The following is a 23,473-nucleotide window of genomic DNA, read 5'->3' as shown; positions in this document are numbered from 1 at the left end:
TTGATGTCTCAGCCATTTGATTACCGCAGCGTTGCAAAACAAGTTTTGGAAACCGAAGTTGCAGGTCTCACTCAATTAGACCAATATTTTAATGATGATTTTTGTAAAGCTTGCGACCTTATCCTGAACAACAAAGGCAAAGTCGTTGTGATGGGCATGGGTAAATCAGGCCACATTGGCAACAAAATCGCAGCCACATTGGCAAGTACCGGCACATCGGCTTTCTTTGTACACCCAGGTGAAGCAGCGCATGGCGATCTAGGCATGATCGAACCTGGCGATATTGTGATTGCAATATCCAACTCAGGCGAATCTGGAGAAATCCTCAGCCTATTCCCAGTATTAAAGCGTCTGAACATCAAGATCATCAGCATGACAGGCAAGCCAGCATCAAACATGGCTACCTTGTCTGATATCCATTTACAAATTTCAGTACCAGAAGAAGCTTGTCCACTGGGCTTAGCACCAACAACCAGCACCACGGCAACTTTGGTCATGGGTGATGCATTAGCCGTTGCACTTTTGCAGGCTCGAGGCTTTACCGCTCAAGACTTTGCACTGTCTCATCCAGGTGGCGCTTTAGGTCGCCAACTGCTGTTAAAACTGGACGACATCATGCACACAGGTGACGCACTGCCTGTTGTGGCACCGGATGCGCTCGTTCGAGATGCTCTGTTAGAGATCTCTCAGAAAGGCTTAGGCATGACAGCAATCGTTGGTGAAGATGGCCAAATGGCCGGTATTTTTACCGATGGTGATTTACGCCGTATCTTAGACAAACGCGTTGATATCCATAACACGCAAATCGGTGATGTGATGACACTAAACCCGACAGTAGCTGAGCCAAACATGCTCGCGGTTGAAGGCTTAAACTTGATGCAAGCGAAGAGCATCAATGGCCTGATGTTGTGCCAAGAAGGTAAATTAGTCGGAGCGTTAAACATGCATGACTTACTGAAAGCAGGAGTAATGTAATGACACAGACAGTCGAAACTCTATACGGCACTGTAAACTCAGATGTATTTGCCATCGCAAAAGATATCAAACTGCTAATTTGCGATGTCGATGGTGTCTTCTCTGATGGTCGCATCTACATGGGCAACAACGGTGAAGAGCTGAAAACCTTCCACACTCGTGACGGTTACGGCATAAAATCACTGATGAACGCTGGCATTGAAATCGCGATCATTACGGGTCGCAAATCTCAAATTGTTGAGAATCGTATGACCGCTCTAGGCATTAAGCTAATTTATCAAGGTCAAGACGATAAAGTTAAGGCATACCAAGATATTTGCGATAAGCTTTCTGTAAACCCTGAAAATACAGCTTACATCGGAGACGATCTGATTGACTGGCCTGTAATGGAAAAAGTTGGCTTGAAGGTCTGTGTGGCAGATGGTCACCCGCTACTTGCGAAGCGTGCAAACTACGTGACAACCATTAACGGTGGTCATGGCGCAGTACGCGAAGTCTGCGACCTGATTTTACAAGCAAGAAATGAACTCGACGTGCATAAAGGTTTAAGCATATGAGTTTTACTCGTATTATCTATTTAATACTCATTTTTATTGCCTCTTGGTCGACCTATTACCTGTACGACAAAGAGCAAACATCAACGATACAAGTAGCTCCAAATTTGGAGCTGCCCGCGTTTAGTGGCAAAAGCCTGAACAACATTAGCTACGACGAAAGCGGTATTCGCAGCTATCAGGTTGAATCGACGTATTTAGAACACTACTCAGTGGTTGGCGATACGCACTTTCAAAACCCAGTTCTTTCGGTATTCCGTGAAGGGCACACGATTGAATGGCAAGTCACCGCTGATCGCGCGATTATGGATAAGAATCAAGTTGTCACTTTTTATGACAACGTTGTGGCAAAGAACCTGTTGCCAGAAGCCAGCTTCGATACAATGACCACTGATAAAATGGTTGTTGAGCTGCCTAGCCGAGATTTTTATTCAGATACTCCGGTCCATATGATCGGTACATTTTTTGAAACTGAGGGACAAGCAATGAAAGGTAACTTCGGTACCAACAATGCTACCCTCTTTAATTCTGTTCAAGGTAGATATGAAACTCTTACACCTTAGTTTATTCGCTTTGACCCTTGCGGCACCTAATGTCTATGCTCTGTCTTCGGATAGTGAGCAACCTGTCTACATTGACTCAGACAGCCAGCAATTGGATATGAAAAGTAACCAAGTGACTTTCCTTGGTGATGTGAACCTTAAACAAGGCAGCATCAATATCAATGCCGATAAGGTTATTGTTACTCGTAACGCCGTAAATGGTGAGATTGAAGAAATTCAAGGCTTCGGTAAGCCAGCAACCTTCTCTCAGCTTACTGACGACGGTAAAACACTCTACGGTGAAGCTGATGACCTACATTACCAGCTTATTGCCGACAGACTGATCATGACCAAAAATGCGATGTTATCTCAAGATGGCAGCATCATTCGCGGCTCTAAGATCACTTACCAGATCGGTTCTCAGAAATTAGTCGCTGACAGTGGTGAAAACAAACGAGTGTCAACGGTTTTACAACCAACGGAAGTGAATAAGTAACGATGGCTGTTCTTAAAGCAAAAAACCTAGCGAAAACCTACAGTAAACGTAAGGTTGTTACCGATGTAAGCTTACAGGTAGAGTCAGGCCAGATCGTCGGTCTGCTTGGGCCTAACGGTGCAGGTAAAACCACATCTTTCTATATGATTGTTGGTCTGGTTGCGCGTGATGAAGGTACCATCAGCATTGATGACCGAGACATCAGTATCTTGCCAATGCACAGCCGTTCTCGTCTTGGTATCGGTTACCTGCCTCAAGAAGCATCGATTTTCCGTAAGTTATCTGTAGAGAACAACATCATGGCGGTTTTACAAACCCGTGATGAAATGACCAACGAACAACGCCAAGATAAGCTGGAAGACCTGCTAGAAGAGTTCCACATCCAACATATCCGCACCAGCAATGGTATGGCTCTGTCAGGTGGTGAGCGTCGTCGTGTAGAGATTGCTCGTGCACTCGCAGCAAACCCGCAGTTCATTCTATTGGATGAACCATTCGCCGGTGTTGACCCGATCTCAGTAATCGATATCAAAAAAATCATTGTTCACCTGCGCGATCGCGGCTTGGGCGTTTTGATTACCGACCACAACGTTCGTGAAACATTAGACGTGTGTGAAAAAGCTTACATCGTAAGCCAAGGACACCTGATCGCTGAGGGTACTCCTGAAGATGTTCTCAATAACGAACAAGTTAAACAAGTTTATCTAGGCGAACAATTCCGTCTATGATTATATAGAGAGTATCGAGAGTTCTAAGAATAATAACTAGGTAAGTCACACTGAATGAAACCCTCATTACAACTTAAGCTAGGCCAACAGTTAGCAATGACTCCTCAATTGCAGCAAGCGATTCGTTTGTTGCAATTGTCTACTTTAGATTTGCAACAAGAGATTCAAGAAGCACTTGAATCTAACCCACTACTCGATGTCGAAGAAGGCAATGAAGATACGCCAACATCGGAAGAAAAACCTAGCAGTGACGAAAAAGAAACAGTTGAAGCCACAGAGCAAGACTTACCTGACAGCTCAGACTTAATCGAAAAATCAGAGATTGGCAACGAACTAGAAATCGACACAACTTGGGAAGACGTCTACAGCGCAAACACCGGTAATACGGGTATTGCGATTGATGACGACATGCCGGTTTATCAAGGCGAAACGACTCAAAGCCTGCACGATTACCTACTTTGGCAACTCGACTTAACACCATTCACTGACACTGACCGAAGCATCGCTTTTGCATTAATAGATGCTATCGATGACTATGGCTACCTCACTGTAACTTGTGAAGACATCCTTGAAAACTTCGACAATGAAGAGATCGAGCTTGATGAAATTGAAGCCGTACGTAAACGAATTCAGCAGTTTGACCCGCTAGGTGTTGGTTCAGTCAATCTGCAAGATTGCTTGTTACTGCAACTGGCAACCTTCCCCCAAGATACGCCTTGGCTCAACGAAGCTAAGTTAGTACTTACTAGCCATATCGACCAACTCGGCAACCGCGATTACAAACTGGTTATCAAAGAGACCAAGTTGAAAGAAGCAGAACTACGTGAAGTTTTGCAACTGATTCAACAGCTGGACCCTCGCCCTGGCAGTAAGATTACCCCGGATGAAACTGAGTATGTGGTTCCGGATGTATCTGTCTTCAAAGACCTTGGCAAATGGCTAGTGACCATTAACCCTGATAGCGTGCCTAAGCTGAAAGTGAATCAGCAGTACGCTGATCTGGGTAGTAAAGGCAACAGCGCCGACAATCAATACATCCGCTCAAATTTGCAAGAAGCAAAGTGGCTAATTAAAAGCCTAGAGAGCCGAAATGAGACGCTACTCAAAGTTGCACGATGCATTGTTGAACATCAGCGTGATTTCTTCGAACATGGCGAAGAAGCGATGAAGCCAATGGTACTGAATGATGTTGCGTTAGCTGTTGATATGCACGAATCCACGATCTCTCGTGTGACGACTCAAAAATTCATGCATACGCCACGTGGCATCTTCGAACTCAAATACTTTTTCTCAAGCCATGTCAGCACTGACAATGGCGGTGAATGTTCATCTACAGCAATTCGCGCACTGATTAAGAAGCTTGTCGCAGCGGAAAATACCGCGAAGCCTCTAAGTGATAGTAAGATTGCTGCTTTACTGGCTGACCAAGGAATTCAGGTAGCTAGACGTACCATAGCGAAATACCGTGAGTCTCTGGGCATTGCCCCATCGAGTCAGCGTAAACGCCTGCTATAAGCTCATTTAGTCGCTAGTTACTTAGCAACTATAATCAGGCAACCAACTGAAAAGGAAAGTCTATGCAAATCAATATTCAAGGCCATCACGTTGATCTTACCGATTCAATGCAAGACTATGTTCACACCAAATTCGACAAACTTGAGCGCTTCTTTGATCATATCAATAGCGTTCAGGTTGTTTTAAAAGTTGAGAAAATCAATCAAATCGCAGAAGCTACCCTGCATATAAATCAGGGGGAAATCCATGCTACAGCAACAGATGAAAGCATGTATGCCGCGATTGATTCATTGGTTGATAAACTCGTCCGCCAACTCAACAAGCACAAAGAAAAGCTAAGTAGTCACTAACATGCAATTAAGCGAAGTACTTTCATTGGACTGCACCAAAAGTGCAGTCCAATGCACAAGCAAAAAAAGAGCCCTTGAGCTCATCAGTCAGATCGCAGCAGAAAGCTGTGGTCAAGATTCAACAGAACTGTTTGAGTGCATGTTGAGCCGTGAAAAAATGGGCAGTACAGGTATTGGTAATGGCATTGCTATTCCTCACGCTCGTATGAATGTCAGTGATAAAGCGATTGCTGTATTACTGCAATGCCAAGATCCCATCGAATTTGATGCGATTGATAATCGTCCTGTCGACCTACTATTTGCCCTGCTTGTTCCAAGTGAACAGTGCAAGGAGCATCTAAAAACCCTCTCTTGTATGGCAGAGCGACTCAACGACAAGCAGACGCTTAAACAGCTGCGTAATGCTCAAAGCGATCAAGAGCTTTACGACATAATGATTCAAGTGCCAACTTGCGAGTAATAACATGCGATTAATCGTTGTTAGTGGCCAATCGGGGGCCGGTAAAAGTGTTGCGCTGCGAGTCCTTGAAGACTTGGGGTATTACTGTGTCGATAACCTTCCAGTAAACCTGCTCAACGACTTCGTCGAATCAGTACGTGAGATCAATCAAAACGTCGCCGTTAGCATTGATATCCGTAACCTACCGAAAGAGCCTCAGTTAGTCACAGAGATGCTAGAACAGCTAGACTCTGCCACTAATATCGATGTGAACGTCTTATTCCTAGATGCGAGCAAGCAGACGTTACTCAAGCGCTACAGCGAAACACGCAGAATTCACCCTTTATCGATCGGCCAAGAAAAGCTCTCTCTTGAGCAAGCGATTGATTTAGAAAAGACACTCCTGACACCTCTCGCTGAGCACGCCAGCATTGTGATTGACAGTAGTGACTGCAACCTCTACGAATTGAGTGAAAAGGTTCGTTTTAAAGTTGAAGGCAAAGAGAAGCAAGAGCTGATTATTGTCTTTCAATCTTTCGGTTTTAAGTATGGCCTGCCAAGTGATGCCGACTACGTGTTTGATGTTCGCTTTTTGCCGAACCCTCACTGGGAACCCGCACTACGACCACTAACCGGTCTAGATGCTCCCATTCACTCTTTTCTTGAAGAACACTCAGAAGTTCTAGAGCTCAAGCAACAGATCCAAGGCTTTGTTGAACAGTGGTTACCAATGTTAGAGAAGAACAATCGCAGTTACCTAACGGTCGCGATTGGCTGTACTGGCGGCAAACACCGCTCGGTTTATCTAACTCAGAAAATTGGTGAGTACTTCGAGCAACTTGGCCATCAAGTTCAAATCAGACACGCCTCCCTAGAGAAGCACCAACAGGGCTAACCATGGAATTAACTCGAACTGTACTGATCCAAAATCGCTTGGGTCTTCACGCTAGAGCAGCCGTAAAGTTGGTTGAGCTTGCACAAAGCTTTGATGCAACCATCACTATCCATAGCGAAGAAGATAAAACAGCGACAGCAGACAGCGTAATGGGGTTACTTATGCTGGAATCAGCGCAAGGGCAACATATTACGATTCAAGCTGCAGGCACCGATTCACAGCAAGCATTGGATGCCGTCTGTCATCTCATTGAAGACAAGTTTGATGAGGGGGAGTAGCGAAAACGCTTCACTCGCAACGCCTAAGACTCAAACAACGAACCAACCAATATTAAATCTTAGTTCTAGCTAAGTTTATGATTTAAATAAGTCCCAGAATTAAGTTACTATTCCAACCATTGTTAGAATAATGAGATAGGAGGAAAATATGGCAGAGCAATTAGAATTCGACCAAGCTCACCAAACCCTCCAAGAAGTCAGCGAAGCCCTAGAAAACGGCCGATTTGTTCACGTACGCCGACAACTTCAGGACATGGAGCCTGAAGATATTGCACACCTTTTAGAAGCCTCCCCTCGCAAAAGTCGTGACGTACTCTGGCAACTCACCGATCCTGAAGACTACGGTGAAATTCTTGATGAACTAAACGAAGACGTCAAAGATGCTCTTGTGTCAAAAATGGCACCGGAGACCTTAGCAGAAGCAACCGAAGGCATGGAAACCGATGACGTCGCGTACGTACTTCGAAGCCTACCCGACGATGTTTCTCGCGAAGTCCTTTCTCAAATGGACTCCGTCGATCGTGCATTAGTTGAAACGGCCCTGTCGTACCCTGAAGATTCAGCGGGTGCGATCATGAATACCGACGTAATCACGATTCGTGGTGATGTCGATGTCGACGTTGTATTGCGCTACATGCGTATGCGTGGCGAACTGCCTGATGCAACTGACGCTCTGTATGTTATTGATGAAGAAGAACGTCTTATCGGTAACCTATCACTTACTACACTGGTAACGACTCAGCCTGATGTCGCAGTTTCCGAAGTGATGGAAGATGCCGACGAAGCAATCGCGGTTGAAACCAGCGCTTCCGATATTGCGAGCCTGTTCGAACGTCGTAACTGGGTTTCAGCGCCAGTAGTCGATAGCAATCAACATCTTGTTGGTCGTATCACCATCGATGACGTGGTTGATGTTATCCGTGAAGATGCCGAGCACTCAATGATGAGTATGGCGGGTATGGACGATGACGAAGATACCTTCGCACCAGTCGTAAAATCCGCTCGTCGTCGTAGTGTGTGGCTTGGTGCTAATGTTCTTGCTGCGCTGGCTGCCGCATCAGTATCGAATATGTTTGAAGCAACGCTCGACCAAATGGCAGCGATTGCAGTACTGATGACCATTGTACCTTCGATGGGTGGTGTTGCCGGTAACCAAACCGTTGCTCTTGTGATTCGTGGTTTGGCACTCGGTCATATCGGTGACAGTAACAAACGCGAATTACTACTCAAAGAGGCGGCCATCGGCTTCCTAAACGGCGTGTTATGGGCTGTTATCATTGGTGGTATTGTGGTTGCTTGGAAAGGTAACTGGATACTGGGAGGCATCATATCAGCTGCAATGATGACCAACTTGATTGTCGCAGGTATTGCTGGTGTAACTATCCCAGTGATGTTGAAGAAGATGAATATCGATCCAGCCCTTGCTGGCGGTATGGCACTGACCACAGTAACCGATGTTATTGGCCTATCGGTGTTCTTAGGCTTAGCAACCATACTTATCTAGCTTGATTACCGACTCGGTAAATACAAAAAGGGAGCCATTGGCTCCCTTTTTAATGCATCAGATTTTAGCTTCAGGTCTAAATCTCATATTTAAACTGAAGCAAATTAGGCAAAATTACTCACCCGCGACTTTCATCGACTCAAGTAAGATAGAACCCGTTTGAATTTGCGAACGTGTTTCTACGTCGTTACCCACAGCAACAATCTGAGTAAACATGTCTTTTAGGTTACCGGCGATTGTGACTTCTGATACTGGGTATTGGATCTCTCCGTTCTCAACCCAGAAGCCCGCAGCGCCACGAGAGTAATCACCCGTTACGGTATTAACGCCTTGGCCCATCACTTCAGTCACTAGGAAACCCGTACCCAACTCTTTTAACATCTGCTCAAAGTTTTGGCCGGTCGAATTAACGAACCAGTTATGAATACCACCCGCATGGCCTGTTGGTGTCATGTCCATTTTACGTGCTGCGTAACTCGTCAGTAGATAAGTTGCCAGAACACCATCAGTGATGATTTCGCGATCTTGAGTGAACACGCCTTCGCTATCAAATGGGCTTGAAGCCAAACCACGCAGGATATGTGGTCGCTCAGAAATGTTAAACCAGTCAGGTAGGATTTTCTGACCTAAATGATCCAATAGGAACGATGATTTACGGTAAAGATTACCGCCACTGATTGCCATCACAAGGTGACCAATCAAGCCAGTAGCAACATCGTTAGCGAACATAATTGGGTATTGGCCTGTTGGTAGCTTTTTCGCATCCAAACGGCTAATGGTCTTTTCTGCTGCTTCTTGACCTACGCGCTCAGGCGTCCATAGCTCATCACGGTGACGTGCAACGGTGTAGCTGTAGTCACGCTCCATCTCACCGTTAGCGCCTTGTCCAATCACACAGCAGCTCGTGCTATGGCGGCTTGAAGCGTAGCTTGCTAGTAGGCCATGGCTATTACCATAAACCTTAACGCCATAGTGGCTGTCGTAGCTTGCGCCATCACTCTGTTTGATCTTGTCGCTATAAGCTAACGCCTGCTTCTCAGCAGCAATCGCAATCTCAGCAGCATAATCAGGGTTTGGTTCATCAGGGTGGAAAAGATCCAAGTCTGGAATTTCTTTTACCATGTATTCTTTTGCTGCAGGACCTGCAAATGGGTCTTCAGACGTGTACTGAGCGATATCAAGCGCAGCCGCGACTGTTTGAGCAATAGCCTTTTCACTCAGATCAGATGTAGATGCGCTGCCTTTTTTCTGGCCGCGATAAACAGTAATACCTAGCGCACCATCACTATTAAATTCAACGTTTTCCACTTCACACATACGTGTTGAAACACTTAAACCCGTTGACTTAGTAATAGCGACCTCAGCTGCGTCTGCACTCACTGATGCCATATCCAACGCTTTAGCTACTGCGGCTTCTAGCTCAACTCTTTGCTGGGCGACTTGCTGTTTTACATCCATATCTATTCTAATTTTTTAGGTCAATATTACGTAGGATAACAAGAATTTCGCTTTCTCCCCAAGATTCTTGCTAAAATAGGCAATATATTCGTTTGAGATAGTGACATAGGCAGAAAAGATGGCTCGCAAAAACCAAAAAGCCCCATGGGAACCAGAAGAAGAAATCATCTGGGTAAGTAAGACAGAAATGAAAACGGACATGGATGCCCTGCAAAAGCTGGGAGAAGAGCTTGTTGGTCTAAAGCCTTCTGTATTAGACAAATTTCCGCTGTCTGAAGATTTGGCACAAGCGATTAAAGATGCACAACGCTTTAAAAATGAAGCGAAGCGTCGTCAACTTCAATACATTGGTAAAGTGATGCGTAATGTCGATCCTGAGCCAATTCAAGCGGCTTTGGATAAAGTACGTAACAAACACTCACAAGCTACAGCTGAACTACATAAGCTTGAGCAACTGCGTGATCGTGTTGTTGCTGAAGGTGATGCGGCTATTTCAGAAGTCATGGATATGTACCCTGAAGCAGACCGTCAGCGTCTTCGTCAGCTAGCTCGCCAAGCTAAAAAAGAGAAATCAGCGAACAAGCCTTCGAAGTCTTCTCGTGAGATTTTCCAAATCTTAAAAGAGCTAAAGCTAGAAGATTAAATGTCATCTCGCTTTACTCATAGAGTTAATAAAAGACCTAGCGCATGCTAGGTCTTTTTATTTTCGACACACTCAATACCAAGAAACATTCAATCGAAGTGATGAATCGTTACTCACCCGCCTTAACAAATGAGCTTAATTCTGCCTGTGGATGATCCGTCGTCAGTGCCTCTATCGAGTCTTCAACTAACACCTTACCTAGCGCCACAAACACAAACTTATTCGCGATACTGCGTGCGTCACCTAAATGGTGAGTCACCATCAAGACCGTAATATTTCGCTCTGCCGCTAATCGCTTCACTAAGCTAAGCATCTCTTCACGCAGCAAAGGATCAAGCGCAGAGAAAGGTTCATCAAGTAACCAAATATCATGAGGCTGAACAAAACAACGCGCTAACGCGACACGCTGGCGTTGACCGCCGGATAAGTGCTCAGGCAATCTATCCAAATACTCAGCAACACCAACTTGTGCTGCGGCTTGCTCCACAGCTTGCTTTTGGGTTGCAGTAAGCTTTAAACCTGGATGCAGACCTAAACCAATATTTTCTCGCACCGTAAGGTGAGCAAACAGGTTGTGCTCTTGAAACAGCATCGCCAACGGGCGCTGATGTGCTTCTTTACCAATAAGCGACTGCCCAGCCACTGATATCTCACCCGATGTAGGCTCGATGAAACCAGCAACTAGCGCCAACAGTGTAGACTTACCCGCACCACTCGGCCCCATAAGCGCAACAATATCGCCCTGCTCAGCTTGAAAATCAAAGCTAAACAACTCTCTGTGATAGTGGTAATCCACATCTTTCATCACTAACATCATCGGTTCCTTAATTCTTTAGCATCGAGCTTAGATCTTCGAGTAAATAAGAATTCTATTAAGCTAAAACTGCCGACACTCAGTAACAGTAAGCTCACAGAAACTACCGCCGCCGCTTCCATTTGATAGCTGCCTAACAATTGGAATAGGTACAAAGGCAGAGTTCTAAAATCTTGGCTACCAAACAAAGCAATCGCGCTTAAGTCACCCATCGCCAACATAAAGCTAATCGAGAAGGCTTGCGCCATCGGCTTACGCAATGCTCGCCACTCCACTAACCTAAAACGCGTGAAACCTGTCATACCCAAGCTTGCACACACATACTGGTACTGCTGAGACAAATGCAGCATAGGTTGAGCTAGGGTTTTAATTACGTAAGGCAGCGCCATTAAGCTGTTGACGGCAATCACGATAAAGAAAGCTAAACTGAATACATCGGTGAATGAACGCAGTAATAAGAAGATACCCGTACTGATCACCAGCCCCGGAGTCACCAAGATAATAGTGCCAATCAGCTCGATTTTATCGGCTCGAAAATTCTTGTTCTGTAAACGCCATGCTCGGCTAGTCAGTAGTATGGCGATACCAATACCAACTGCGATAACACTTGCTAATGACGCGACTTTAACCGAGGTCATTAACGCCGCCCAAAACGGCTCGCTGCTGAGTACGGTTAATGCCTGCGAGTTAATTCCACTGACGATAACCATAGCTAATGGCGGCAATACCAGCATTGAGACTATGATGATCCAAAAGCTATCCCAAGCTTTTGACCACCAGCTGTCCTTAACCAAATATTTCTCTTCCGACAGCTGACTGGCCGTCACTGAAATAGGCTTCGATAGGCGTTGAATGCTCACCGCTAGCACACCACACAGCAGCATTTGCCATATCGCGAGCAAGGCACCAGCTTGAAGGTCAAAGTCGAATTTAATCGCCTGATAAATAGCGAGCTCGATAGTGGTTGATTTAGGTCCACCGCCTAGCGCCATCACGGTAGCAAAGCTGGTAAAACACAACATGAAGACTAAGCCACACACATGTGGTAATTGCTGTCTTAAGCGAGGCCATTCAACCCATCTGAATTTGTTCCAATGACTCATACCCAAGTGAGCACAAAGCTTGTGTTGCTCGGCAGGCACGGTATCTAACGCTTGCAGAAGTAAGCGACTGGCATAAGGCAAGTTGAAGAAAACGTGCGCCAGCAAAATACCATTCAATCCGTATATGGAAAATGGCAATTCAATATCGAAGTTCGCCAAAAACTTAGCTAACCAACCACTATTGCCATAGATCGCAAGTAAGCCAAATACACCCACTAACACCGGCAGGACTAAGGTCGACGCGAACAGCCTTAACAACAAAGCGCGTCCAAAAAATTGCCTACGACACAGCGCATGAGCAATAGGTATAGCAAAGCCAACACTCAGTGCCGTTGAGAGTGTCGCCTGATAAAAACTGAATTTCGTTACATGCCAATAGTAGGGATCGGACCATACTTGGCTGATATCAAGAGAAGGGGCATTGCTAAGCAATGCCCCAACTGCTGAAACCACGAAGGCGGTAATGAGTATCGCAACCCAGATACCTACCTTAGGTGTTTTCTTTATCATAGATTGATTTTTTACCGTAAACGGTTCACTCCAAACATAACGGATGAACCTTTAAATACAGAAAGCTAGTTTTTAAATAGAAAGTTAAAAAGTAAGTGCACTCTGCCATTCACGAATCCATGGCTTACGCTTAGCTGCAATTTCTTCGGGCGTAAAGCTTAGCGCTTTCTGAGGAACCGTAAGTTGCTCGAACCCTTTTGGAAGCTCAATATCGGTCACTGGGTACATCCAGTTGCCTGTTGGCATCGCCGATTGGAATTCATCACTTAGGATAAACGCCATAAACTCATCAGCAAGCTTTTCGTTCTTGCTGCCTTTAACCTTAGCGGCCACTTCCACTTGAGTGTAATGCCCTTCTTCAAAGCTTGCTGCTGCGTACTTAGAATCGCTCTCAGCAATAATGTGGTAAGCCGGAGACGTTGTGTAAGACAACACTAAATCCGACTCACCTTCTAGGAACATTGAGTAAGCTTCAGACCAGCCTTTGGTTACAGTCACTGTTTTCTGAGCAAGCTTCTTCCATGCTGCTGTCGCTTCATCACCGTATACTGATTTCATCCAAAGCATCATGCCTTGGCCTGGTGTTGATGTACGTGGGTCTTGGTAGATAACCTTGAGATCATCACGCTGCTCAACCAACTCTTTAAGGCTCTTCGGTGGGTTTGCCAACTTCTCTTTGTTGTAAACAAAAGCAAAGTAGCCAAAGTCGTAGGGTACAAAAGTGCTGTCGTTCCAACCATTAGGCAGTGTTACTGATGAAGTATCAACATTATGCTCAGCCAATAAGCCCGTCGCTTTCGCTTCAGCCATCAGGTTGTTGTCGAGACCTAGCAAGATATCGGCTTTGCTGTTGCCGCCCTCAAGACGTAAACGGTTTAGAATAGACACGCCATCTTCTAGAGCGACAAAATTCACATCACAACCACACTTCTCTTCGAATGCTTTTTCAACGGCAGGACGAGGGCCCCAATCCGCAGCAAAAGAGTCATAGGTGTATACAGTCAAAGTGTTGTCTGCAGCAAAGGCAGAAAAAGAAATAGCTGTAGTAACAGCAAGGGTAGTTAATGTGAATTTCACTGGACGCTCTCCATGGTCTGAGCGGCACAGGTTTGAGGGAGGAGAACGGTATAGGTTGTTCCTAACTCAATTCCTACGCCAGCATTATCTGGTTCAGGTTTACGGGTCCCAAGCATCTGCTTGATCTCAGCTCGCATTCATTATTTGAATGGTTCGCTCCCCGATGAGTGTTCAGGATTGTAATTTGATTTTTAACAATAAGCTATCAAGTTTAGATCAATTACGTTGATCGTAGCCCCAACGTGGCACTAAACCTTGTTCGATACCTAAGTGGTCAAGGATACGCGCTACCATAAAGTCGACCAGATCTTCAATTGACTTAGGTTGATGATAAAAACCCGGAGCCGCTGGCATAATCGTTACGCCCATGGTCGAGAGTTTGTGCATGTTCTCTAGATGAAGCGTCGAAAATGGCGTCTCACGAACCACCAACAACAATTGGCCTCGCTCTTTCATGACCACATCTGCTGCTCGCTCAATCAGGTTATCCGACAAGCCATGTGCAATCGAAGCCAAGCTTCCCGCTGAACATGGACACACTACCATCTGCTTCGGCGCTGCTGAACCAGAGGCAACCGGCGAGAACCAATCATCTTTGCCACACACCACTAGCTTTTCAGGGTCGCAGCCAAGATGTTTAACCAAAGCTTGTTTCGCCGCATCTGGCCCAGCAGGTAACTTAAGTTCATGCTCGGTCGCCAATACCACTCGCGCTGCCGATGAAATCAGCAAGTAGACCTGATAATCGGCTGCCAAAAGGCATTCAAGTAAACGTAGGCCATAAGGCGCACCGGATGCGCCAGTGAAAGCAAGAGTTATCGCTTTATCGTGTTTTGTCATGTTCTCAATTACTTCAAATTATAAGGTCGTGGATGCCGTTAGCCTTTGAGTGCCAATCCATCCAACAGTTTTTGGTGAATGCCACCAAAGCCACCATTACTCATTACCAATACTTGGTCGCCAGCTTGTGCCTCTGAGACAATTTTAGCAACGAATGCATCCATGTCATCACTCACGTGTGCAGGTTGGTGACAAGCGTCTGCAACATCTTGAACTGACCAATCAATGTTATCCGGTTGGAATAAGTAGGTAGAATCCGCCTGCTTCAACGAATCAGCCAGGATTTCTTTGTGCACACCACGTTTCATGGTGGCAGAGCGAGGCTCTAAAACGGCAATGATTTTCTTAGTGTCGACCTTATTACGTAATCCGCCGAGCGTAAGTTCAATCGCCGTTGGATGATGAGCAAAATCGTCATAAACAGACACACCTGCCACCTCGCCTTTAAACTCCAAACGGCGCTTAGTATTAATAAAGGTAGCTAGTGATTCACAAGCAAGGTCAGGTGTCACGCCCACATGACGTGCAGCTGCAATCGCCATCAAGGCATTATTTACGTTGTGATCGCCCACTAAATCCCAATTTACGGTTCCAACACATTCATTTTGGAAGTAAACCTCAAATTGAGAGCCATCTTTGACCAGTTTCTTGGCATCCCAGTCGCCTTGTTCGCCACTCGATTCAGTTTCACTCCAGCAACCGCGAGCTAGAACATCTCGAATCGCGGTGTCTTGCTTAGGTGAGAAAATGCGGCCATTGCTTGGCACAGTGCGTACCAAATGATGGAATTGACGCTTAATCGCTTCAAGATCGTCAAAGATGTCCGCATGATCGAACTCTAAGTTATTCATCACCAAGGTTCTTGGGTGATAATGAACGAACTTAGATCGTTTATCGAAAAAAGCACTGTCGTATTCGTCGGCTTCTACCACGAAGAACATGCTTTCACCAAGGCGAGCAGAGATACCAAAGTTACCCAACACTCCGCCAACTAAGAAGCCCGGTGCATAGCCACAGTCTTCCAAGATCCAAGCCAACATGCTTGATGTCGTGGTCTTACCGTGCGTTCCCGATACCGCTAACACCCAACGGTCATGCAGCAGGAACTCTTGCAACCACTGAGGACCAGAGGTGTATCTAAGGTTGTTATCCAACACATACTCAACACACGGATTACCGCGGCTCATTGCGTTACCGATAACCACGAGATCTGGCCTTGGTTCTAATTGGCTAGGGTCGAACCCTTCAATAATTTCAATCCCTTGCGATTCCAACAAGGTGCTCATTGGTGGGTAAACATTCGCGTCACTACCCGTAACCTTGTGACCTAATTGACGAGCCAATACCGCAGCACCACCCATGAAGGTGCCACAAATTCCTAAGATATGAATATGCATAAATTGCTTCCAAACGCTTGGCTAAATAAACGATGCCTAATTAAAAACGGCTTGCACTCATTATCATTAAATGGCGATTAAAAGCGAGCGGCAATGCAAAACAAATTGAGTCGACATAGTAAGTGAGATCTGTGTCGCTTAGTTCATTACCATTAAAAAGATCTAACCTTTAGAATTTGGGTAAGCGTCTAGATGAATAAAGCCCACTCAAGAGGCCGAATCTACAGTGCTCAAATCCCCCCTAATATTGAGAGAAGTTTAAGGAAATAACATGTCTGAGATGCGCACCCTTGGTGAGTTCATTGTTGAGAAACAGAGTGACTTCCCCCATGCAAGCGGTGATCTATCATCCCTTTTGTCGTCTATTCGACTTGCTGCAAAAATTGTTAACCGTGAGATCAACAAGGCTGGCCTAGTCGACATCACTGGCGCTGTTGGTACAGACAACGTGCAAGGTGAAGAGCAACAAAAGCTAGACCTTTACGCGAACGACAAATTTAAAGCGGCTCTAGAAGCTCGTGACCAAGTTTGTGGTGTTGCAAGTGAAGAAGAAGACGAAGCTGTCGCCTTCAATAAAGAGCTCAACAAAAACGCAAAATACGTTGTACTGATGGATCCACTTGATGGCTCTTCAAACATCGATGTGAATGTATCGGTTGGTACAATTTTCTCTATCTACCGTCGAGTATCACCGATCGGTACTCCACCAACACAAGAAGATTTCCTACAGCCAGGACACAAGCAAGTAGCCGCGGGTTACGTGATTTACGGTTCTTCAACCATGCTTGTATACACAACAGGTGCTGGCGTAAATGGCTTCACCTACGACCCATCACTGGGTACCTTCTGCCTATCTCATGAAAACATGATGATTCCAGACGAAGGTAAGATTTACTCAATCAACGAAGGTAACTACATCCGCTTCCCTACGGGTGTTAAGAAGTACATCAAGTACTGCCAAGAGAATGAGCCAAGCGACAACCGCCCTTACACATCACGTTACATCGGTTCTCTAGTTTCAGATTTCCACCGTAACCTGCTGAAAGGCGGCATCTACTTGTACCCAAGCACGCAAAGTCACCCTCAAGGTAAACTGCGCCTGCTTTACGAGTGCAACCCAATCGCTTTCCTTATGGAACAAGCGGGCGGCATCGCTTCAGACGGTGCTCAACGTATCATGGATATCAAACCAACTGAGCTGCACCAACGTGTACCTTTCTTTGTTGGTTCAACAGACATGGTTCGCAAAGTAGAAGAGTTTCTTGAGCTGAACCGAGACTAAACCTCTCGTTCATTCCTCAAAATAGCGTCATTAAAAAAGCCAGCATTCACATGCTGGCTTTTTGTTTGATAACTCAGAATATATAGCGACTAAGCGTTGTTCCGCTTACACCAGTTACCCGAAAGTATTTCTTTATTAGCTGTTAGATCAAGCTGATACAAATATACCCATGCTAATCCAAATATAGTCTCTATTTGCTCGCGACGATACTCAACAGGAACATCTTCTAGCCGATCGAGCGACTCTAAAATTTCGTCGTTAATGATATAGACCTCACCAGCGACACTTTTCTTTCCAAGAATCATCGCCGGATAGGCACCTAAGTCAAAAAGTGCGTATTCCTTGGGTGTATCAAACTGCCCTAATAATTCGCAGCCCTTCAAATAGTGGTGATTGGACTGACCTTGCCTCAAGGTTCCATAAACAAAAACAAGATGCTGCATACGCCCTCCATGAGCCTTTCTACTTGCATTCCAACCAATGGATAAAACCAGAGCGACTCGATCTCAAACTGCTCTACTCAAATTCAAATTGATACAGAAGGTCTACAGCACTGTCGAGACCTGACACAGCTTCAACATAAAGATCCTGCATCAATCGATAACGAACGGTAAACTCACCTAAAGAGTTGAAGATACCCACACCATACTTCACCTGTAAGCCTGGCAGGATGTAACCACTTACCGTCACTTGAGAGTCATCGCCAGACCCTGCAGTATCCAGTTGCAAATCTTGTACACCAAAGGCTTCACCGATTTCGCCGACAACCTTACCACTCTTCGCTAAACTCAAACCGATTAAGGTCGTTGTCATCGAACCGCTTGACTCACCGTCGATGTCTTGGCCACGCAAAATATAAGACAGTGCGTTCGCTTGTGGCATCGCAGGGTCAGAATAAATCTCGATGGTCGGCTCTGTCGCCGGGCCTGTCACTCGAATACCTGCGGTCACATCATCCTGAGTATTATCAGGATTACGAATCGCATTGATGGCTACATACGGCTGATCCGGAGGTCCATTCATTAGAATCTTACCCTCTTCGATCAACAGGTCTTGACCGAATGATTGGTAAGTACCATCGACGATGTTTACTTCACCTGTAATAAATGGACCTTGGTCTTTTTGAGCCACATTGAGCTTACCGACCAAATCACCCTCAAGACCGAAGGCAGACAGTTTAAAGTCATCACCAATGGAGATATTAATGTTGGTCATCACATTAAATGGAATCGTATCTTCGTTTTCTGGCTCTAGATCTTTATTCAAAATAACCTGATCAGAAGAGACACCAACCGCTGACGGTGGTAAGTCTTCAACAACAATGCGTCCCCATGGTAAGGCAATATCACCGGTAATTTTCGCCAGTTCTGGTGTGACATCAATGGTCATATCTGGCACGACCTTCACCTTAACCATAGGTGGGATATCAACCATCAACTCATCAGCGAAAACTCTAACGTTAGAGTGCCATGCTGTAAGATCTTGCCAATCTCCGGTTCCCTCAATATCAAGGTGACCATCAGGCGTTTCCACATTCGCATCCAGTTTTGCACTATAACCATCAAAGTCGAGGTCGATGCGGCCATCTTTCACATCAACAGGCGTGACGTCGCCTTTTACTTGAATACCATCAACAGAGAATTGACCAAAGACTTGAGGGTGCATCAAAGAGCCTTTAACTTGAAGATCACTCTCAAGGTCGGCTTTCAATAAGCTGTATTCACCTAGAATTGGTTGTAAGAAATCAAGATGGAACGTGGTCAGCTTAATTGCCGCATCGACCATTTTGTCTTCGGCAAGAATATTCGGTAACGACACCGTACCAGACAGGTCACCATTGTCGGAAACATCCAACTTAAAGTCGGCATCCAGTTTGTTGTCTTTCAGTTGGGCATTCAATGCAACGCTTTCCCAACCCAGTGTGATTGGCTCACCCACTTGTTGAACAACCTGACCTTTCGGCATATCAACGCTTACCGTGACCTCAGGCTCACCTTGTTCAGACCACTTAGCATGAGCGGTTGCATTGACTAAGCCCTGTAATTGCGTCTCTTTAGGCACAAAGGCTTTAATCTGCTCGAAATCGAATTGATTGATGGCCACTTTGGCCTCACCCGATTTTCCGACACGAACGTCTTCATCCAAACACACACTTGAACCCGATTGTTTCCAACAGTGCGCTTGCACATCGGCAAACTGCTTATCGACATCCGCCTTTATCGCGACAGGTTGGTCTAACACCCAAGGGCCTTGCTGAGTGGTGATTTTGACTCTGTCTAACGAACCATCCCAAATAAGAGAAGGCTTTTGAATCAACTCTCCTGAAATAGCTAAGCTTGTAGACGCGATGTCGGATATAACATCAAGTGTCACTGTGTGTTTCTTCTCACCACCACTCACCGTGAGATCAATGCTTTCTACGCTTTGATCTTGATAGGTTAGGTTGTTAGCTTTTAATTCAAGATCGGCTTGAGCTTCAGGCAATGGCAGAGGAATCACAGAGCCATTAAGCGACAAGGATTCTAGTGTTGCTTCGTTATTCCAATCTACCTTATCCACATTTAGAGCGAGATCGACTTCAGGCTCTTTCGTTGGACCACTTAGCTGGATATTACCAATCACTTTACCTTTCAAATCAGGGACGCTTTTTACAAGCTCAGGGAAGTAAATCTCAACGCCCATGTCCCATTTCTTATCAAGCTCACCCTGAGCCTTAATCGAGTTAACACCGTGAGCCAAACTCAAGCCACTGGTTTTCAGTTTTGGTTCACCGCTCGCGCTGCGATCCGACGCTGACAACTGACCTTCGATATCCAGAGGATATTCTCGCAAGATCCCTTCAATATCCAATTTAGACAGTTCAATTGCCCAACCGCCCGCTTCCGTCAACTCACCTGAGGTGACGATGCTTCCGCTAATATTGCCCTCGGCTTCTGGCCACTGCAGACCCGGTTGAATACCTTTGAGTGTCACGTCAGCTTGCCAGTTAACGAGACTCTTCCAGTTCGCTTTAACGACACCGTTAAGTTCACCGCCTAGCGTGTTCAGTTTTAGACGCTCGAGCTCAATTTGTTCCGTCGTGCCTTTACCCTGTAGATCGATGGCTAATTCAGGGATTTCCTTACCATCGGCTTCACCTTTAAGAAGAACATTGAAACCATCTAGTGAGCCATCAGCTTTGAATTGCTCAATTGTCGCTTGGTAATCGCTTTTTCCGGTAAGGGGCCACTGCGCTTGTCCGCCCTCTAAAAGAAGGTCAAATGGCAGAGTCGGCTCTAAGGGTTGAATATCCCCAGACAACTTTGCCTCAATCAGCTCAGAAAATTGGGAATCTAGGTTTAGTTTAGCCACGCTACCTTGCGCTTTCAGAGACAACTTCTGCCCAGCAAGGTCGGTTTCTTTCACCAAAGCATCTAAAGAAAGGTCTAGCGGGTAGCCATCTTTGAGCTCAACCTTAGTCGTTAGATTCGCGCTTGCTTGTGGCATGTCGAGCTCAAGTGTTGAAACATCCACTTTATGCCCGCCCGCTTGAGCTTCGAGTCCAAGATGATTGACAACAATTGGGGTTTCTTGCACTAAGGTGAAGTGATTTAAATCAAAGCGCTCTAACACAACCTGTAACGGAATCCAGACTTCAGGCAGTTCAATCGCCGTTTGAGCAGCAGCTTCTGGTTCTACCGTTTCAGCTGGTGGCTCTTCTGTCGATTCTGCGAGCTTAACTTTCAGATCATTAAATAAGGTTGGCGATACCGTCAGCTTTTCACCTTGCATACTCAAAGCCGTTGAAAACAAACCCCACTCGATTTCATGCCCTAGAATCTTCAGTTTGATATCAGACAATGCGATGCGATTGATCACGATTGGTAGCGGCGTTTTCACTGATGTCACTGGCGGAGTCGGTTCAGTTTCTTCTTCAGAAACTGGAGGTAATTCCGTAAATGCAAAGTCCAAACCTTGAATCGCTAAGCGGTCGACACACAACTTAGGGTCGAGTAAACAGCGAGGATTAATAGCCAAGTTCAGCTTTTGAACCTTGGTATCGATATGTAGGTTGTCATCTTTAAACTGAACGTTATTAAGCGTAAAACTTGGGAACAGGGCCCCTTTGGTGCTCTCCACTTTCAATTGTGGCAATGCTTTTTCAGCGCCCCACAGCACAGTGTTCAACCCTAGATTGGTGAACAAAACAAAACCGAGCAGGGCTATCAACAACAGCAAAATAGACGTCAATGAAATCGACGTCCACTTAATGCATTTGCCCATCACTTTGATCATAATTCTGGCCCTAAACTAAAGTGCAGTTGGAACTCATCGCCTTTCTTCGCATCTAGACCCCAAGCAAAATCTAAACTCACTGGACCAACAGGTGACGCCCAACGAACACCGACACCAGTGCCGTGTTTCCATTCAGGTTTATCATTAAATGCATCACCAATGTCGTAGAATGCCGCTCCCCACCAGTTTCCAACCAAGCGGTATTGGTATTCAAACGAACTGGTTGCCATGAATTTTGCACCCGTTAGTGCACCACTTTCATCTCGAGGAGAGATCGACTCATAACCATAACCACGAATGCTGTTGTCACCACCAGCAAAGAATCTTAGGGAGGGAGATAGCTTATCAAACTCGTCAGCAAAGTTGCCGCCAAATTGAAGTCGAGTTAAGCCTCGGTGATTGTCGCCAATGCTTCGAATCCAAGCGGTTTGACCTTGAAAACGGACAACCTTAGTTGCAGATAACAAGGTATCATCAGCAGCTTCAAACATAATGGTTTGTTTGTCGCCCCACATCGGCATCGAACCACCTCGTGTTCGAGTGCGTGAGAAAGCAATACCCGGCAGCACAAATTGCGCCAAGTCATCCTGCAAACCTTGCTCATAGTTTTCGACCAAATATCGAATGAACACCGTGCGTTGCCAGCCGTTATCCAGGCGCCAATATCTTTCTAAGGCAAGGTTTGATTCCAAACTCTTGGTATCACGATTATCCAAATTCTTCATACCGTACTTAACTTGGTAGTAGTCATTAAGTACGTCATCCAATGGGATTTTATATGCTGCCGTGATCGTCTGCTCAGGCTTCGAGATCGACAAGCTACTATTGAAGCTATGGCCTCGATCATTAACCCAAGGTTTTTTCCATTTGAGAGTGCCTTTCACACCAAGGTCGGTTGAGACACCGATACCCGTTTCGATTTGGTTACGAGCTTGCGGAGCAAGGCTAACCTTCATCGGAATTTCTCTACCTTCGCCTAACTGGCTTAAATCTGGTTCAACAAATACCGAGGAGAACCAATCCGTATTAGACAGGTTTTGGTTGTACTCACCGACTTTGGTTATTGAGTAAGGTTCGCCATCCTCAAATGGTTTAAGTGACTGCACCTTATCTTCTTCTATCTGGCTACCAGTAACCTGAGTAGTACCAAAGTGATAGCGGATACCACTGTTATAATGAAGACGAACATAAGCGCGATTCAATTCAGGAGCGACTTCTAGCTTACTAAGATCATAAGCACCATCGAAGTAGCCTTTCGCTAAGCCAAGGTTGCGGATCGACGATTTCAAAGAGTCATAATTACCATGATTCAGAGTCGAACCTTTAGACAAGCTACTCTTCGCTATCAAGGCTAAAAAGTCTGGGTCATCTTTGGCTTCACCCGTCAGAACGATATCTGAAGTATAAATAACAACAGGCTCTCCCGGCTCAACCGTAACGGTCATTTCGGTATCATCTTCGGAGTGAGTAAATGTGATTTTAGGGTGGTAGTAGCCTAACGCATTCAGGGCTTCTTTAATCATAGATTCCAAGCGGGATTGGAATCTTAGTGAAACCGAATACTCTTCTTCAGGGATCGCACTCAGATAAGCATCAACATTATCCTCAAGCGCTCCATCTAGCCCTTTGATTTCAAGGGAAACGTCAGCGAAAGCGAGCGTCGATGACAATAGAGTGCCAATCAGAACTGGTAAAGTTTTTCTTATCATGTTTAATTGGTGAAGAAGTTATCAATACGTTAATAAGTGAAAAGAAATAATACCGCTAAATAGGCATTGAGTCTGTAATAAATCCTGGA

The 23,473-nt window shown here is 45.5% G+C and carries 22 protein-coding genes and 1 riboswitch; of the genes, 13 read left to right on the top strand and 9 right to left on the bottom strand.

Annotated features, from left to right (window positions below; translation table 11 throughout):
* Positions 1-3: 3 nt before the first annotated feature.
* The 11 genes from kdsD to mgtE all read left to right on the top strand — a co-directional run bounded on the left by kdsD (position 4) and on the right by mgtE (position 8,276).
* Positions 4-975 carry an arabinose-5-phosphate isomerase KdsD gene (kdsD, locus tag MSG36_RS22425; RefSeq protein WP_017632284.1) on the top strand — a complete coding sequence of 324 codons (972 nt, stop codon included), beginning with the start codon at positions 4-6 and terminating at the stop codon, positions 973-975.
* Positions 975-1,532, top strand: a complete 558-nt coding sequence (kdsC, locus tag MSG36_RS22420) for a 3-deoxy-manno-octulosonate-8-phosphatase KdsC (RefSeq protein ID WP_248369761.1) — start codon at positions 975-977, stop codon at positions 1,530-1,532. The genes kdsD and kdsC overlap by 1 nt, the downstream gene beginning before the upstream one ends.
* Positions 1,529-2,092, top strand: coding sequence for an LPS export ABC transporter periplasmic protein LptC (gene lptC / locus MSG36_RS22415; protein ID WP_019821456.1), 564 nt, complete (start codon positions 1,529-1,531; stop codon positions 2,090-2,092). The genes kdsC and lptC overlap by 4 nt, the downstream gene beginning before the upstream one ends.
* Positions 2,073-2,567, top strand: a complete 495-nt coding sequence (gene lptA, locus MSG36_RS22410; protein WP_048605896.1) for a lipopolysaccharide transport periplasmic protein LptA — start codon at positions 2,073-2,075, stop codon at positions 2,565-2,567. The genes lptC and lptA overlap by 20 nt, the downstream gene beginning before the upstream one ends.
* 2 nt (positions 2,568-2,569) lie before the next feature.
* A complete protein-coding gene (lptB, locus tag MSG36_RS22405) occupies positions 2,570-3,295 on the top strand; it encodes an LPS export ABC transporter ATP-binding protein (protein ID WP_004735304.1) in 726 nt (241 codons plus the stop codon).
* Between the two features lie 54 nt (positions 3,296-3,349).
* Positions 3,350-4,810, top strand: a complete 1,461-nt coding sequence (locus MSG36_RS22400) for an RNA polymerase factor sigma-54 (protein ID WP_017058913.1) — start codon at positions 3,350-3,352, stop codon at positions 4,808-4,810.
* A 62-nt stretch (positions 4,811-4,872) separates the two neighbouring features.
* Entirely contained in the window at positions 4,873-5,160 is a 288-nt protein-coding gene (gene hpf / locus MSG36_RS22395) for a ribosome hibernation promoting factor (protein WP_009847742.1), read from the top strand.
* A 1-nt stretch (position 5,161) separates the two neighbouring features.
* The gene (gene ptsN, locus MSG36_RS22390; RefSeq protein WP_048605899.1) at positions 5,162-5,620 is read left to right on the top strand and encodes a PTS IIA-like nitrogen regulatory protein PtsN; all 459 of its coding nucleotides are present in this window, start codon (positions 5,162-5,164) and stop codon (positions 5,618-5,620) included.
* Positions 5,621-5,624: 4 nt separating this feature from the next.
* Positions 5,625-6,494, top strand: a complete 870-nt coding sequence (gene rapZ, locus MSG36_RS22385; protein ID WP_048612605.1) for an RNase adapter RapZ — start codon at positions 5,625-5,627, stop codon at positions 6,492-6,494.
* Positions 6,495-6,496: 2 nt separating this feature from the next.
* Positions 6,497-6,772 carry an HPr family phosphocarrier protein gene (locus MSG36_RS22380; protein ID WP_017066670.1) on the top strand — a complete coding sequence of 92 codons (276 nt, stop codon included), beginning with the start codon at positions 6,497-6,499 and terminating at the stop codon, positions 6,770-6,772.
* A gap of 148 nt (positions 6,773-6,920) precedes the next feature.
* Positions 6,921-8,276, top strand: a complete 1,356-nt coding sequence (gene mgtE, locus MSG36_RS22375; protein WP_048605905.1) for a magnesium transporter — start codon at positions 6,921-6,923, stop codon at positions 8,274-8,276.
* 114 nt (positions 8,277-8,390) lie between these two features.
* Here mgtE and pmbA read toward each other — a convergent pair whose 3' ends face one another.
* Positions 8,391-9,734, bottom strand: coding sequence for a metalloprotease PmbA (gene pmbA / locus MSG36_RS22370; RefSeq protein WP_248369759.1), 1,344 nt, complete (start codon positions 9,732-9,734; stop codon positions 8,391-8,393).
* Positions 9,735-9,852: 118 nt separating this feature from the next.
* On the opposite strand from pmbA, the gene yjgA reads away from it, so the two are divergent.
* Positions 9,853-10,377 carry a ribosome biogenesis factor YjgA gene (gene yjgA / locus MSG36_RS22365; RefSeq protein ID WP_248369757.1) on the top strand — a complete coding sequence of 175 codons (525 nt, stop codon included), beginning with the start codon at positions 9,853-9,855 and terminating at the stop codon, positions 10,375-10,377.
* Positions 10,378-10,486: 109 nt separating this feature from the next.
* On the opposite strand, the gene thiQ is transcribed toward yjgA, so the two are convergent.
* The 5 genes from thiQ to mpl all read right to left on the bottom strand — a co-directional run bounded on the left by thiQ (position 10,487) and on the right by mpl (position 16,118).
* A complete protein-coding gene (gene thiQ / locus MSG36_RS22360) occupies positions 10,487-11,191 on the bottom strand; it encodes a thiamine ABC transporter ATP-binding protein (RefSeq protein WP_248369755.1) in 705 nt (234 codons plus the stop codon).
* The gene (thiP, locus tag MSG36_RS22355; RefSeq protein WP_017063731.1) at positions 11,191-12,804 is read right to left on the bottom strand and encodes a thiamine/thiamine pyrophosphate ABC transporter permease ThiP; all 1,614 of its coding nucleotides are present in this window, start codon (positions 12,802-12,804) and stop codon (positions 11,191-11,193) included. The genes thiQ and thiP overlap by 1 nt, the downstream gene beginning before the upstream one ends.
* 84 nt (positions 12,805-12,888) lie before the next feature.
* A complete protein-coding gene (gene thiB, locus MSG36_RS22350; protein ID WP_050622160.1) occupies positions 12,889-13,881 on the bottom strand; it encodes a thiamine ABC transporter substrate binding subunit in 993 nt (330 codons plus the stop codon).
* Positions 13,882-13,934: 53 nt separating this feature from the next.
* Positions 13,935-14,054: riboswitch (TPP riboswitch) on the bottom strand.
* A 43-nt stretch (positions 14,055-14,097) separates the two neighbouring features.
* The gene (locus MSG36_RS22345) at positions 14,098-14,721 is read right to left on the bottom strand and encodes a flavin prenyltransferase UbiX (RefSeq protein ID WP_016787846.1); all 624 of its coding nucleotides are present in this window, start codon (positions 14,719-14,721) and stop codon (positions 14,098-14,100) included.
* A gap of 38 nt (positions 14,722-14,759) precedes the next feature.
* A complete protein-coding gene (gene mpl, locus MSG36_RS22340) occupies positions 14,760-16,118 on the bottom strand; it encodes a UDP-N-acetylmuramate:L-alanyl-gamma-D-glutamyl-meso-diaminopimelate ligase (RefSeq protein ID WP_248369753.1) in 1,359 nt (452 codons plus the stop codon).
* A 271-nt stretch (positions 16,119-16,389) separates the two neighbouring features.
* Between mpl and fbp the strand changes: the two genes are divergently transcribed.
* Entirely contained in the window at positions 16,390-17,400 is a 1,011-nt protein-coding gene (gene fbp, locus MSG36_RS22335) for a class 1 fructose-bisphosphatase (RefSeq protein WP_017097551.1), read from the top strand.
* 89 nt (positions 17,401-17,489) lie between these two features.
* Here the strand turns inward: fbp and MSG36_RS22330 are convergent, their stop codons facing one another.
* The 3 genes from MSG36_RS22330 to MSG36_RS22320 all read right to left on the bottom strand — a co-directional run bounded on the left by MSG36_RS22330 (position 17,490) and on the right by MSG36_RS22320 (position 23,384).
* Positions 17,490-17,843, bottom strand: a complete 354-nt coding sequence (locus MSG36_RS22330; RefSeq protein ID WP_061039622.1) for a gamma-glutamylcyclotransferase — start codon at positions 17,841-17,843, stop codon at positions 17,490-17,492.
* Between the two features lie 73 nt (positions 17,844-17,916).
* Positions 17,917-21,675: a translocation/assembly module TamB domain-containing protein gene (locus MSG36_RS22325; RefSeq protein ID WP_248369751.1), complete on the bottom strand. Its 3,759-nt coding sequence runs from the start codon at positions 21,673-21,675 to the stop codon at positions 17,917-17,919.
* The gene (locus tag MSG36_RS22320) at positions 21,672-23,384 is read right to left on the bottom strand and encodes an autotransporter assembly complex family protein (RefSeq protein ID WP_248369749.1); all 1,713 of its coding nucleotides are present in this window, start codon (positions 23,382-23,384) and stop codon (positions 21,672-21,674) included. Before MSG36_RS22320 ends, MSG36_RS22325 begins: the two co-directional genes overlap by 4 nt.
* Between the last annotated feature and the right edge of the window lie 89 nt (positions 23,385-23,473).

The organism is Vibrio sp. 1CM8B (assembly GCF_023161685.1).
Lineage (GTDB): Bacteria > Pseudomonadota > Gammaproteobacteria > Enterobacterales > Vibrionaceae > Vibrio > Vibrio coralliirubri.
This window is presented reverse-complemented; position numbering and strand designations above follow the sequence as displayed.